The 13,204-nt window shown below is 68.1% G+C and carries 13 protein-coding genes; 4 read left to right on the top strand and 9 right to left on the bottom strand.

From position 1 onward, the window contains the following. The first annotated feature begins 240 nt into the window (after positions 1-240). Positions 241-921: a TetR/AcrR family transcriptional regulator gene (locus CA951_RS04095; RefSeq protein ID WP_087555650.1), complete on the top strand. Its 681-nt coding sequence runs from the start codon at positions 241-243 to the stop codon at positions 919-921. Positions 922-932: 11 nt separating this feature from the next. On the opposite strand, the gene CA951_RS04090 is transcribed toward CA951_RS04095, so the two are convergent. Beyond that, entirely contained in the window at positions 933-2,399 is a 1,467-nt protein-coding gene (locus CA951_RS04090; protein ID WP_087555649.1) for an MFS transporter, read from the bottom strand. A gap of 19 nt (positions 2,400-2,418) precedes the next feature. Then, a complete protein-coding gene (locus CA951_RS04085) occupies positions 2,419-3,318 on the bottom strand; it encodes a phytanoyl-CoA dioxygenase family protein (RefSeq protein WP_087555648.1) in 900 nt (299 codons plus the stop codon). Positions 3,319-3,564: 246 nt separating this feature from the next. Between CA951_RS04085 and CA951_RS04080 the strand changes: the two genes are divergently transcribed. Beyond that, positions 3,565-4,242, top strand: a complete 678-nt coding sequence (locus CA951_RS04080) for a TetR/AcrR family transcriptional regulator (RefSeq protein ID WP_087555647.1) — start codon at positions 3,565-3,567, stop codon at positions 4,240-4,242. A 67-nt stretch (positions 4,243-4,309) separates the two neighbouring features. Here the strand turns inward: CA951_RS04080 and CA951_RS04075 are convergent, their stop codons facing one another. The 3 genes from CA951_RS04075 to CA951_RS04065 are packed head-to-tail and all read right to left on the bottom strand — an operon-like array spanning position 4,310 to position 7,093. Continuing rightward, on the bottom strand, positions 4,310-5,083 hold the full coding sequence (locus tag CA951_RS04075) for a gamma-glutamyl-gamma-aminobutyrate hydrolase family protein (RefSeq protein ID WP_087555646.1): 774 nt from the start codon (positions 5,081-5,083) through the stop codon (positions 4,310-4,312). Then, the gene (locus CA951_RS04070; protein WP_087555645.1) at positions 5,080-6,435 is read right to left on the bottom strand and encodes a glutamine synthetase family protein; all 1,356 of its coding nucleotides are present in this window, start codon (positions 6,433-6,435) and stop codon (positions 5,080-5,082) included. Before CA951_RS04070 ends, CA951_RS04075 begins: the two co-directional genes overlap by 4 nt. Then, complete coding sequence (locus CA951_RS04065; RefSeq protein ID WP_087555644.1) at positions 6,428-7,093, bottom strand: hypothetical protein; 666 nt, start codon at positions 7,091-7,093, stop codon at positions 6,428-6,430. Before CA951_RS04065 ends, CA951_RS04070 begins: the two co-directional genes overlap by 8 nt. A 156-nt stretch (positions 7,094-7,249) precedes the next feature. Between CA951_RS04065 and CA951_RS04060 the strand changes: the two genes are divergently transcribed. After that, complete coding sequence (locus CA951_RS04060; RefSeq protein WP_087555643.1) at positions 7,250-8,215, top strand: alpha/beta hydrolase; 966 nt, start codon at positions 7,250-7,252, stop codon at positions 8,213-8,215. Positions 8,216-8,242: 27 nt separating this feature from the next. On the opposite strand, the gene CA951_RS04055 is transcribed toward CA951_RS04060, so the two are convergent. Then, a complete protein-coding gene (locus CA951_RS04055; protein ID WP_256973314.1) occupies positions 8,243-9,208 on the bottom strand; it encodes a pseudouridine synthase in 966 nt (321 codons plus the stop codon). A 53-nt stretch (positions 9,209-9,261) separates the two neighbouring features. Continuing rightward, positions 9,262-9,531 carry a GlsB/YeaQ/YmgE family stress response membrane protein gene (locus tag CA951_RS04050; RefSeq protein WP_087555642.1) on the bottom strand — a complete coding sequence of 90 codons (270 nt, stop codon included), beginning with the start codon at positions 9,529-9,531 and terminating at the stop codon, positions 9,262-9,264. Between the two features lie 101 nt (positions 9,532-9,632). Here CA951_RS04050 and CA951_RS04045 point away from each other — a divergent pair, with 101 nt between their 5' ends. Beyond that, entirely contained in the window at positions 9,633-11,399 is a 1,767-nt protein-coding gene (locus CA951_RS04045; RefSeq protein ID WP_087555641.1) for a GNAT family N-acetyltransferase, read from the top strand. Between the two features lie 87 nt (positions 11,400-11,486). Here CA951_RS04045 and lexA read toward each other — a convergent pair whose 3' ends face one another. Next, positions 11,487-12,149 carry a transcriptional repressor LexA gene (gene lexA / locus CA951_RS04040; RefSeq protein ID WP_087555640.1) on the bottom strand — a complete coding sequence of 221 codons (663 nt, stop codon included), beginning with the start codon at positions 12,147-12,149 and terminating at the stop codon, positions 11,487-11,489. 89 nt (positions 12,150-12,238) lie between these two features. Further along, positions 12,239-13,195 (bottom strand): GlxA family transcriptional regulator, encoded by a 957-nt coding sequence (locus CA951_RS04035; RefSeq protein WP_087555639.1) that lies wholly within the window; start codon positions 13,193-13,195, stop codon positions 12,239-12,241. Positions 13,196-13,204 lie beyond the last annotated feature (9 nt).

Below are 13,204 nucleotides of genomic sequence, written 5' to 3'. Positions count from 1 at the left end.
CGTATCCGCGGCGAGCTCGTGGCCCGCGACCTTCCGGTCGCCGACAGGCGCCGGACTGTGGTCCCGGTCATAGCCTAGAAGAACATGGTCATATGATCAAGGCGTATGACCATGACATGGTGGGAACTGCAGGTCCAGAGGGTCCGATCTCGGCGATGCGGGGGCCCACTTACCCGCTCGACTGGTAGCGTGGGGAACTGACTTGATCATCCGTTCAGGTCCGATTCGACAGGAGAACGCATGGCCCGCATTCCCGCCACCGAACGTCGCGCCGAACTGGTGGCCGCAGCCGTGCGCATGATCGCCGCCCACGGGGTGGACGGTGCGACCACACGCCGCATCGCGCAGGATGCGAACGCTCCACTGGCCACGCTGCACTACTGCTTTGCCACGAAGGAGGTGCTGTTCGCGGCGGTGTTCGAGTACGTCAACGCGCAGTATCGAGAAGTGTTGACGCGCAACGACGTCCAAGTCGACGTCGAGACCTCCGCGCGTACCCTGCTTCGTGGCGTGATGGAGTGGTACGTGGCGAATCCCGATTTCGGTGCGGCGATCGTCGAGCTGATCAGCTGGGCCCAGCGCCAGGAGGGCGAGCAGGCCGAGATGGTGTACAACCAGGCGTTCGCGACCATGCGGCCGATCCTCGACGCCGCCGCGACCGCTGCGGGCCAGTCCGTCGACCCGAAAACCATCGACGAACTGACCTACATCGTGTCCACGCTGTCCGACGGATTCGCGCTCAACTGGCTGGTGTTCGCCGATCGTGCAGCGGCCGAGTCGCAGATCGAGCTCGTCCTCGGCGTCCTCGATGCGTGGATGGCCGCCAACCTCGGCGATGTACCCAGACCGGTGACTCCGGCCGCGAAGGCCTCACCGGAAGACGCCATGCGTTCGCTGGTGACCTGGGTGAGCGTGGACTGACGCACCCTGTTTCAGGACACGGCACTTTCGACGCGTCGACCGGACCGGGCGCGCGAGATCAGCACGGTCACCACGATGAGCAGGGCGAGGACTCCCGACAGCCAGTAGCCGGTGCCATAGAGGCCCTTGGCCGCGACCTCGAGGCCGGTGCCGACCACCGGAACCAGTGAGGCACTGAGGTCGCCGCTGACGAGTGCGGTGCCGAAGGCGAAACCCACGGCCATGAACGTGCCGGCGACACCGGCCGCCATCCCGGCCTTCTCTTCGGGCACTGCCATCTGCACCATGGTGAAGCCGGCTGCGTAGCCGATTCTGGTCCCGAGCCCCATGACGGCAGCACCCACGAGGTATTGCCACTGCTGGTCGTGCGCCAGGGCGAGCCAGGCCAGCCCCGATGCGCTGGTGAGCGCTCCGATGACGAAGACGGGGATGCCACGGCCGTTGAACAAGGCACGGTCGAGCACGGTTCCGCGGACCAGGAACGCCGCCGCGAAGGGTGCCATGAGCCAGCCCGTCTGCAGCGCGCTGAGCCCGAGTCCGTAGGAGTCTTCCGGCCGAAGATTCTCGGGAGAGATCTGGGCGTACGTGCTGAGCAGCAGCAGAAACGCCGAGTTCACCGCGGCGAACAACGCGATGCACAAGCACGACGCGGTGACCAGAGGCGTCTTCATCATTGCGACGTCGAACACCGCCGAGGTCGACCGACGCTCGACGCGCACCCAGGCGATGCCACCGACGATTCCGACCACCAACGGAATGAGTGCCGCGATGCCCCACACGAGGCCTTGAGTCAGAGTCAGCAGGATCGCTGCGACCCACGCGATCATCCACACCGTGCCGAGTACTGCGATGCGGCCGTTACGCTCAGCGGGCGGGGCGTGGGGGATCGTGACAAAGCACGCAATGGTCGTCGCCGCGCACACTGCGGTGAGGATGACGAAAAAGCCCCGCAGCGACAGGCTCTCGACGATGAAGCCGCCGCCGATCATGCCCACGACGATGCCGACACCGGTGGCGACGACCAGAACCGCGACACCCACCGCGATTCCCTCGTCGCCGAGGTTGCGGCGCAGGAAGCCGAGCGGAAGTAGCTGCGCCGCACCACCGAAGCCCATGAGCATGCAGCCGGCCAAGAGGGTCGGATACGAGTCACCGACAGCCGGAACCAGCGCGCCGACCGCGAGGAATGCCGACGCCGCCACCGAGGCGTTTCGGTCGCCGTACAGATCGGCGAGGCGCGGCAGCAGGATGAAGCCGGCTCCCCCGCCGAGGGTCAGCGCCGTGTACAGCCACGTCGTCTCGGCCACTGTGGCAAGGCCGTACTGCGCCTGGATGATCGGCAACAGCGGCGGCAGGATGAAGATGACGGCGTTGGTCAGGACGATCAGCAGCGTGCCGACTCCGATCAGCACTCCCTTGTTCGGCGCACCGCGAGCAGGCGCCTCACCGGCGAGTCCGGCTTGGTGGATCTCTGTCATCAGTTTCTCCGATTCGTGATCAGACGTGGGCGGGGAGCGCGTCGCCGATAGCGGTGTATTGGTCACAACTGAGCAGGTCCATGGGGTCGGACATCTGGCCCCCGACCTCGACCCAGCCGACGTAGTGCTCCGAGGACCAGTCGAGTGCTCGCTGGATCTCCTCCGGGAACGACCGAATCTGATCGAGGGTGTAGGTGAGGAAGGGGTTCTCCTCTGGGCGCAGGAATGCGAGGTCGTAGCCCATCGACAGGCCGAAGCGGTACTCGTCCGACGTGGTGTTCCGGCCACCACCGTGATAGGTGGAGCCGATCCAGATCAGCGCCGATCCGGCCTTCATCTCCGTCGGGATCGCCTCCTCGAGGCGCGGTGCGCGCTCGTCGTCCCACAGGTGCGAGCCCGGGATCACCAGGGTGCCGCCGTTCTCGGCAGTGAAGTCGCTGACCGCCACCATGATCTGCACCCGTGCTTCGCGCTGATAGGTGGGGTGTCGCCACAACCAGACCGAGTCGTCACGATGGAGCGGCTGCGAACCCTGTCCCGGGCCGATCTTGATGGCCATCGTCGCGCCTACGTGCATGCCTGCCGGGTTCGGCATCGACTCTTCGCCGAAGAAGACGTTGATCGGCTTGTTGAGGATGCGCTCGGCGACGCCTCGGTACAACGGGTTCAGCGCGACCGTCGCCATGTGCTCGGTCCGCGCGAACAAGCCGCTTGCGCGCTTGGTTCTGTTGCCGGCGAACAGCTCGTCGTGGCCGGTGTCGACCCGGTCGAGCACGGGGCCCAAGTCGGTCTCGAGTCCCTCGATGGTGGCTTCGTCGAAGAGTCCTTCGATGATCACGCCGCCGTCTCGCATGATCACCTCGACCGCGGCTTCTGTGGTGACGTCGGGAGTCAGACGTGTGAGTTCGTTCGTCGTCATGAGGGGTCTGTTCCTTCGAAATTGGGCTGGTCGCATTGGAGGGGCGCCGGAGCCGGCGATGTGATCCGGCTCATACCGTAAGGCAAGTTAGTCAAATGATCAAGGTGTTTGACTCATAAAACTTGAGGGTTTACCTGCAGTTGGGGACGGCTTTTCTCGGCGATAGGGCCGTCCCCTCACTCCTCTGACTGCTAACGTGGGACTCGACATGATCATCTGATCAGCTCTGTCTCGACAGGAGAACGCATGGCTCGCATTCCCGCCACCGAACGTCGCGCCGAACTGGTGGCCGCAGCCGTGCGCGTGATTGCCGCCCACGGAGTGGACGGCGCCACCACTCGTCGCATCGCGGAAGAGGCGAACGCTCCACTGGCGACGCTGCACTACTGCTTCTCCTCCAAGGAGGTGCTGTTCGCTGCGGTTTTCGAGTACGTCACCGATCAGTATCGAGAGGTGTTGACGCGCAACGACGTCCATGGCGACGTAGCGACCACCGCGCGTGCTCTGCAGCGCGGCGTGATGGCGTGGTACGTGGCGAATTCCGATTTCGGCGCCGCGATCGTCGAGTTGATCAGCTGGGCGCAGCGCCAGGAGGCCAAGCTGGCCGAGATGGTGTACAACGAGGCATTCGCGACCATGGGGCGGATCCTCGGTGCCGCCGCGACCGCTGCGGGCCAGTCGGTCGACCCGAAAACCATCGACGAACTGACCTACATCATGTCGGTATTGTCGGACGGATTCGCGCTCAACTGGCTGGTTACCGACCGCACAGCGGCGGAGTCGCAGATCGAGCTCACCCTTGGCGTGCTCGACGCCTGGATGGCCACGAACCTCGGCGCTGCTTCTGTGCCGGCGCGCCGAGCTTCGACGGTCTCTCCCGAGCCGACGCTGCGCTCGCTCGTGTCCTGGGTGAGCGTGGATTGATACCGGGCCGTCACCGAAAGACAACTGTCGGCCGCCCCTTTCGGTGGCGGCCGACAGTATCTTGTGGTCAGATCCGCTGGTTGCCTTCGGCGACGATCCAGCTCAGCGCCGGATCGTCGCGTTCCATCCACTCGGGATGCCACTGGACACCGAGCACCGCGGCCCCCGGCAGCTCGACCGCTTCGACGACGCCGTCGGCCGCGCGCCCCGTGACCACGAGGCCGGTACCGCAGCTGTCGACCGCCTGATGGTGCCACGAGTTGGTCACCGCGCCGGCGCCGAACAGCCGTTCCGCGATCGAGCCGGGCTCGAACGTCACCTTGTGGTCGTCGGCACCGTCGGTGAGCGGCGGCGACACCGACAGGTGCTCGACGGAGCCGGGCGGAAGGTCGGCGATGAGCGTGCCGCCCAGGGCGACGTTCAGAACCTGCAGGCCGCGGCACACCCCGAGCACCGGAATGCGCCTGGCGAGTGCGGCACGCACGAGCGCGATCTCGAACTCGTCCCGGTCGGGGTCGTGGACCATCGGATCGTCCCGCGGATCCACGTCCCGGACCACCGACGGGTCGCCACCCCAGCACGCGGGATGAACGTCCTGACCTCCGGTGACGACCACGCCCGCCAGCCAGTGGCACAGTGCCTCCGGGTCGGCATCGTACGGCAGGTTCACCGGAATGCCACCGGCCCTGGCGATCCGGTCCGAGAAGTCCGACATGAAGGCGTCGGCGAACAGGTGGCCGTAACGCTTGTCGAGTCCGTCGACCAGCCCCAGCCGGAACCGTCGGCCGGTGATGCCGATCAACGGCCGGACGGTGCCCGGCGTCGCGTTCTCCGTGCTCACGGGAACTCGAAGTATCGCGTCGACTCCCATTCGGAGAGCTCGGCGAACGGGTCGCCACCCGCGGTGTGGAACTGCATCCACTCCCACCGGCGGGTACCCACCCAGTAGTCGACGAACTCGTCCCCGAGTTGTTCGCGCAGAATCGGATCCGCCTCGAGAGCGGCGGCCGCCTTGGTGATGGTGTTCGGCAACCGCTCGAGATCGGGCGCGCACCACGCCATGTCGTTGACCGGCTCGGGCGGCTCGATCGCGCCGTCGAGGCCGGCGATCACCCCGGCGAGAATCGCCGCGACCGCGAGGTACAGATTCGCGTCGGCACCGGGAACCCGGTACTCGAGGCGGGAGTACGCCGGGTGCCCGCACACCGCACGCACCGCGGTGGTCTTGTTGCTGATGCCCCACGTGACCGTCGTCGGCGGGCCGCTCAGGTCGACCAGGCGGCGGTACGAGGTGATCTGTGGGAGCACGATCGACGTCGCGCCCTGAATGGTCGCGAGGAGTCCGCCGACCGCGTGCCGCATCGTCGGCGAGGGCCCGTCCTCGGCGTAGAACGCGTTGGCCCCGTCGCGCTGCAGGGACAGGTTGACGTGCGAGGCCTGACCGTACCCGGCCGTCGGCTTGGCCATGAAGGTCACGGTGTGACCGAGTTCGAAGGCCACCTCACGCATCACCTGCCGGGCGCGCGCCCAGGCATCGCACACCGAGATCGGGTCACCGGGAACCAAGTTGAGTTCGACCTGCCCTGCCGCGTCCTCGTCGCTCCACGCCTCCCACTCGATGCCGATCTCTTCGAGGCGACGGGCGACCGCCGACATGTAGTCGACCCAGTCCTTCGATTTCGCGAGGTGGTACGCGGTTCCGGCGGAACCGCCGAGCGGGGTCAGGTCGCGATATCCCTTGGCGCGGGCCTCGTGAATGGATTCCTGGAACAGGGTCGCCTCGATCTCGACCGCCACGGTGGCCGTGAAACCACGCGTTGCGAGTCGGTCGACCAGCTTTCGGGCCAGATTGCGCGGGCAGGTCCCGACCGGTGTGCCGTCCGTCTGCCAGTAGTCGCCGATCACCGACTGCAGGCCGGGCTCCCACTGCACCAGCGTCGACATGTCGGGCCGGAACTGGACGTCGGCGAGGTGCCCACGCCAGTCGGGGTAGGCGAATCCGAAGGTCGGATCATTTCCCAGGTCGAGGCCGAACAGGAGATCGGCGAACGCAAAGCCCGACCCCGCGCTCGCGGCGAACTTCTTGGGAGCCACGTTCTTTCCGAGGAACGAGCCGTCGTGATTGGTGGCCTCGAGCCGGACCGTGTGGACGGCGGCGTCGCGATCCGTTGCGGTGGCGGTGATTTCAGACATCGTATCGAACCTTCCAGGATGCGGCGACGAGCACCGACAGCTGAGAGAGCGTGCCGCGCACGCCGATCAGACCGGTGGACAGGGCGGCGATCAGATCGTCGGCGCCCGAGAAGATCCCGGCCAGCAGCTCCGGGGGGCCGGCGATCACATAGTGCGTCTCACCCTCGCCGACGACCAGCTGGTCCAACCCGTCGGGGCCGTCCGCGACCGCGACGAGCACGTCGGGGATCCCCGGAATCGCCCGGGCTGCGGCCCAAAACGTTTCCGCGGCGACCTGCCAGTCCGGCAGCGGCGGCGAGAGCAATGCCAGCGACGTTGTGACGAGGTCGCCCTCGCCCACGGGCTCGCCGACCGGGGCGAGCCGCGCGTTCAGGTCGACGGTCAGGGTGACGTCGGGCGAGATGAACACGCCGCTCGACACCGCGACGACACCGTTCGAGATGCTGATCGTCGCAGCCTGCGGGGTGTCGTGGGAGCGGACCGCGACAATGCCTTCCACCCCCGCCACGACGGAAGCCGCACGGTTCCCGCGGACGGAATTGGCAATCGTGCGGCCGATCAGCCGGACGATCGGACTCGCATCGTCCTCGATCCGAATGTCGACCCCGCCGACCGCGTCGGCCTCGCATGTCGCGTGGCCGATCGTCGTTTCGGTCATCCTTCAGTCCTTTCGATTCGACGAGATCATGTGCGCGGTACACCGTCAGCAGCGGATCCCTGTGGAATGCGACCATTGTGGTCAAGCGTCTTGGTCACGTGACTATGATAGTGAGGCACAGATCACTTGTTGTCAATGACTTGCGAGGTTTCCGAGATGAACGACGACGCCCCCACCTGGTGGAATCTGCTCGACGGCGATGCGCAGGCCGCGGCACGGATGATCGCCCACGCCCTGCCGAAACCGCTCCAGGAGCTGGGACCGGAGCAGGCCCGAGCCCTCCTGAACACGACTCGACCTGCCGAGCCGATCACACCGCTCGACCGTGTCGAGCAACTGACCGTGCCGACCCGCGCAGGTGCGATCCGGGCTCGCCTGTACCGCGCACACAGTGCCGCACCGGAGGGTGACAGGCCTGCCCTCGTCTATCTGCACGGCGGCGGTTTCGTCCTGGGAACCCTCGACGGAGCCGACGAGTTGTGCCGCGCGATCGCCGCCGGATCGGGATGGACGGTCGTGTCGCTGGACTACCGGCTGGCACCCGAAAACCCCTACCCGGCAGCACTGGAAGACTGCCTCGACGCCTACACGTGGCTGACCCGGATGGCACCGGAGCTCGGTATCGATCCGGGACGGATCGCGATCGGTGGCGACTCCGCCGGGGGCAATCTCGCCGCCGCCCTCTGCCTGCACCGACGCGACGAGCGCAGCCCCCTCCCCGTGACTCAGGTACTTGCCTACCCCGCCGTGGACGGGACATTCACGACGCCGTCGTGGTCGGAATTCGCCGATGCGCCGCTACTGAGCACCGCGGACGCGCGCTGGTGCTGGGACCACTACGTCGGCCCGGGACATCGTTCGGACGACCACCTCGCGGCACCCATGCGCGCCGAATCGCTGCGCGGTCTTCCTCCTGCCCTGGTCCTGACCGCGGAGGTCGACCCGATCCGGGACGACGCCGAGGCATACGCGGCACGGCTGCGGCGCGACGGCGTCCCCGTCTCGCTGACCCGGTATGCCGGCGTCTTCCACGGCTTCGTCACCGAGATCGGTGTGTTCGCTCAGGCCAAGCAGGCGATCGACGAGATGTGCCTGCACCTGCGCGAGGTCGTGCGGGGATAGCCGCGCACCCGCGGACCCGCGTCGTCACTACGCGGGCGCCTCGCTCAACGTCCGGCGGGTGACGAACCGCCGCGCCATCCCCGACAGCGGATCGGTGAATTCGAGTTCCCGCGCGAGCAATTGGAGCGGGAGGGCATGATCGTCCGGCGCCTCGGGCATCAGGTCGGGGTACAAGCGATCGCCCAGAATCCCGGCGCCGAGCGCCGCCAGATGCACCCGCAACTGGTGCATCCGTCCGGTGCGCGGACGGAGGATCGTGTGCAGCACAGCACGTCCGGAGGGGCTCACGCCGCCGCCACGCACCTCGATCACCGTCTCGGCGTTGGGTTCACGGGAGTCGTCGACGACGACCCGAAACTCGCCGCGGCGCGACGCGATGTGGTTGCGGTAGACGACGGGGACGGCACGCTCGGCAAGCACCGGTGCATCCGGGTCCCACCCGGGCGGTTGCGTCGACACCGCCTCGTAGACCTTCACGACCCGCCGTTGCTCGAACAGCGACTGGTATGCGCCGCGCGTCGCGGGACGGGCCGAGAACATCACCAGGCCGGCGGTCGCGCGGTCGAGTCGATGGATCGGGGTGAGGTCCGGATTGTCGAGGCGAGTCCGCAATCGGACCAGCGCGGACTCGCGCAGGTATCGCCCGCCCGGGGTGGTCGGGAGGAAGTGTGGTTTGTCGATCACGACGAGGTCGTCGTCGACGTGCAGGATCTCCAGGTGAAACGGCACCGGGTCCTCCACCGGCAGCTCGCGGTAGTACCAGACGAACCGGTGCGCGCCCAGCGCCGTGCCGCGACCGATCGGACGACCGTCGGTGCCCACGATCTCTCCGGCGTCGAATCGCCGGTGCAGGTCGCCCGCGTTCAGATGGTCGAACCGCGCGACGACGTACTCGGCGATCGTCGCCCACGGCCCGCACGTCGGGACGCGCAGCCGCGTCGGTCCGACCCCGTCCTTGACGGGCAGCGGTGAGGGCATTGGCACGCGCACCATCATCCCACCGGCCGACTCGGCCGCGTCGCGGGCAGTGGTGAACGCCGCGGTTGTCAGTCGGCCCCTGCCGCGGCCCGCGCCTTCCACCACAACCAGACGGCCGTCACGATGATCGCCCCGGCGAGGGAGCCGATGATGCCGCTGGGACGCAAGTTGAGGCCGTCCCCCGCGAGGAGGCTGATGAGCAGTCCGCCCACGAACGAGCCGCCGATGCCTGCGACGAATGCCAGCGTCCAATCGATTCCGGACTTGGACCTACCCAGGATGAGTTGGGCGACGGCACCGACGAGCACTCCGAACAGGATCATCCCGATGATCAACATGGCGGGAGTATAGGGCGCAAATCCGGCCCATGCCGTGGTACTCGCGGCTCGGCGGGCGAGATCGGCCGCGCGGCCGCTGGTGAAGCGCCTAGGATACCGCCATGCGGCTGACCAACGTCGCGCACCTGCGCCTGCCGTTCGGCCGACTGCTGGGCTACGACGTCACCGTGGGCCGGCCGGGCCGACCGCTGCCCGTGTCCTTCGACCAGCGACGCCACGTCGGTGCCGGCGACCGCGCCGGGTCCTGGATGGCGTTGTCCTTCAGACTTTCCGCGCCGGTTCCGTCCGACGAGCTCGCGGCCGCCTGGCTGGCGGTCATCGCGCGGCACGGCACGCTGCGGTCGACCTTCTCGCCCGGCGAGGACGGCGAGCCGCAGCTGCACGAGGTCGAGATCTCCCCCGGTGACTGGGTCGAGCACCCGATCGCCCCCGGACAGGCCGTCAACGATGCGCTCCGTGACGTGCTCGACCACGCCTGCCCGCCGTACAGTCGTCCGTCGCACCGGCTGTGCGTGCTCGAGACCGCGGTGGGGCCGACCGTGGTGGTCGCCGCCGACCACTCCCACGTCGACATGTGGTCGATGTTGGTGATCGCACGCGACCTTCTCGCCGCGTTGGCCGCGGTGCAGGACGGGCGGGCGCCGTCGTTGCCGCCCGCGCCCGCCTTCGCCGAGCACACCCGCGCCCTGCGGGACCGCCCGGCGGCACCCGCAGAGGTGCACCACCGCTGGGCGGAGGTGCTGGCGGCCAGCGGTGACGTGATGCCACGGTTCCCGCTGTCGCTGGGCGCGGCGACGCTGCAGCAGGAGCGGGTGGAGGTGCGCGACGTGCTCGATGTCGACGACAGCGCCGCGTTCTCGGCGCAGGCCCGCGAGGACAGCGTCTCGACTCTGGCACTGGTGGTGGCCGCGATGACCGACGTGACGCGCGAACTGGCCGGCACCCCGCTGCGGGCGGTGTTCCCGGTGCACAGCCGGTACGACGCCGCCTGGAACGACTCCGTCGGGTGGTTCATCACCAACTCGGTGCTGGAATCGACCGACCCCGATCCCCGGGCCAGCGCGGAGGCGGTCAAGGAGGCCGTACGGATGGGGTCCTGGCCGTTGGAGGACGTTCTTCGCCCGTGGGGCGGGATGCCCGAGGCCCCCGGGATGTTCGCGATCTCGTGGCTGGACCTGCGCCGGTTGCCGGTCCGCGTCGACGCCACCGGGCTGGAGGCGCAGTACGTCGGCGCGACGATCCGGACCGACGGCGTGATGCTCTGGTTCATCCTCGACGAGGCCGGGTTGCACCTGCGCTGTCGCTACCCCGACACCCCCGAGGCCCGGCAGCATGTCGGCACCTGGCTGGACACACTCGTCGCCCACTTGCAGTCGCGGGCACGTGAATCGGTCGGTGGGCGGCTCCGACTCGGCGACCGTGTCTATCGGGTGCAGCGTGCCGGCCGCGCCGATGTGCCGGCGCTGGTCGCCCTGCTGTCCGACGACGAGATCGGCCGCACCCGCGAAGGGGCCGAGATGGCACGGTATGAGGAGGCATACGACGCGATCGCCCGGGATTCCTCACACTATCTGGCGGTGGTCCGCGCCGAGGACGACCGGATCATCGGCACCATGCAGCTCACCATCATCCCCGGGTTGTCCCGCGGCGGCACCACCCGCCTCCAGATCGAGGGGGTGCGGGTGACGGCTACCGAGCGCTCCCATGGTGTCGGAACCGCGATGCTCGAGTGGGCGCACGACCACGGCCGGCACCGCGGCGCGACACTCGTGCAGGTCACCACCGACCGCGCTCGTGATCGGGCGCAGGCATTCTATGCACGACTCGGATACGACGACAGCCACGTCGGATTCAAGCGGGCACTCTGACGGTTGCCGAGACCTGATGTGTTCGGTCCGCTCGGGCACATAGCGCGGCCGACGTGTTCGCGGAACAGGTTTCGAATAGCCAGGGTGTCAGATTCGCCGCATCACGGAGACCACCTTGCCCAGGACGACTGCGGCGTCGCCGTCGATGACGGTGTAGTCGGGGTTACGGGGTTCGAGGAAGACGTGGCCGTCGCGGCGCCGGAGCACCTTCACCGTGGCCTCGCCGTCGATCATCGCGGCGACGATCTCACCGGAATGGGCCTCGTCCTGGCGGCGCACCACGACGACGTCGCCGTCGCAGATCGCGGCGTCGATCATCGACTCGCCGCGCACCCGCAGCCCGAACACGGTGCCGGAGCCGACGAGTTCACGAGGGAGCGTGAGCATCTCGTCGGCGTGCTCCTCTGCGAGGATCGGTGCGCCGGCTGCGATGTCGCCGACGACCGGCACCGTCACATTGTTGTCGGCCGAACGTCCATGCTTCGTCTCGGAGAGGAATGGGCGCACGTCCAATTGCCGGGCCATGGACGAACCCCTCCGGAGAAAGCCCTTTTCCTCGAGGCTCTTCAGGTGCTTGGACACCGACGACGTCGACCGCAGGCCCACCGCGTCCCCGATCTGCCGGGTGCTCGGCGAACATCCGTGTGCGGCTACCCAGTCCCGGATCGTCGCGAGAATCAACTGCTGGCGGGACGGCAGGGTGGCGGCGTCGAGGCCACCGAACATGTCGAGATCGTCGTAATCGGTCACCCGGAGAATCGTAGGGGGTGAGCACCGCCCCTTCGGCAGGGTGTGGGCGTGCGACCAGGTGCGGGGTCTGCACCGGACCGGCGCCGCCCTCAGCCGTTCGGAAGATCCGCGAACTGTCGCCGGTACGCGGTGGGCGAGGTCGCGAAGGCGGCGACGAAGTTCTGCCGGAAGGTGACGGTGCTGGCGAAGCCGCACGCGGAGGCGATGTCGTCGATACCCCAGTCCGTGGCCTCGAGGAGGACGCGCCCTTCACGGAGTCGCTGCTCCGCGACCCACCGCGCCGGCGTGGTCCCGGTGGTCCGAGTGAACTGCCGAATGAAGCTGCGCCGACTCATCTTCGCCTCGCCCGCGAGGCGATCGACGGACAGGTTTTCGTGGAGGTGGGCCAGCGCCCACTGCTGCACGTCGGCAATCGCCGTGTCCGTCGGCGCCTGTGCCAGCGGGCGCTCGATGTACTGGGCTTGCCCGCCCTCCCGGTGCGGGGCGACGACCAGACTTCGCGCCACCCGGGTCGCGACCGCGGACCCGAGGTGTGTGCGCACCAGGTGCAGGCAGGCATCCACCGACGACGCGGTCCCGGCGGAGGTCAGCACGTCGCCGTGGTCGATGTAGAGCACCGAGGTGTCCATCTGCGTGCCCGGATGGCGTTCGGCCAGCGCCGGCATCATCTCCCAGTGTGTGACGGCCGGACGACCGTCGAGCAGACCGCTGTCGACCACCGCGAAGGCGCCGAGACACAGTCCCGCGACGACGGCACCCCGCGCGTGGGCCCTGCGCAGGCGGGATCCGAACACCTCGCTGCTCGGCACCACGGGAAGCGGCCACGACGGGATCACGACGATGTCGGCCCACTCGACCGTCTCCGGGCCCGCCACCTCACCGATGGGGTATCCCTCGGCCGTTCGGATCGACCCCGGGCGATCGGACCACAGCCTGGTCTCCCAGTCGGTGGCCAGCCCGAGGCGGCCCACCTCGCCGAACACCATCAGCGGCGCCGCGAGGTGGAACATGGTGATGTCGTCGAACGCATAGACGGCAATCCGCATCGGTTCTCC

Origin of the sequence: Rhodococcus sp. NCIMB 12038, assembly GCF_002165735.1 — a bacterium.
In the GTDB taxonomy this organism is placed as follows: Bacteria; Actinomycetota; Actinomycetes; order Mycobacteriales; family Mycobacteriaceae; genus Rhodococcus_F.
Note: the sequence above shows the minus strand (reverse complement) of the source record. Positions and strands in the feature narration are given on the sequence as shown.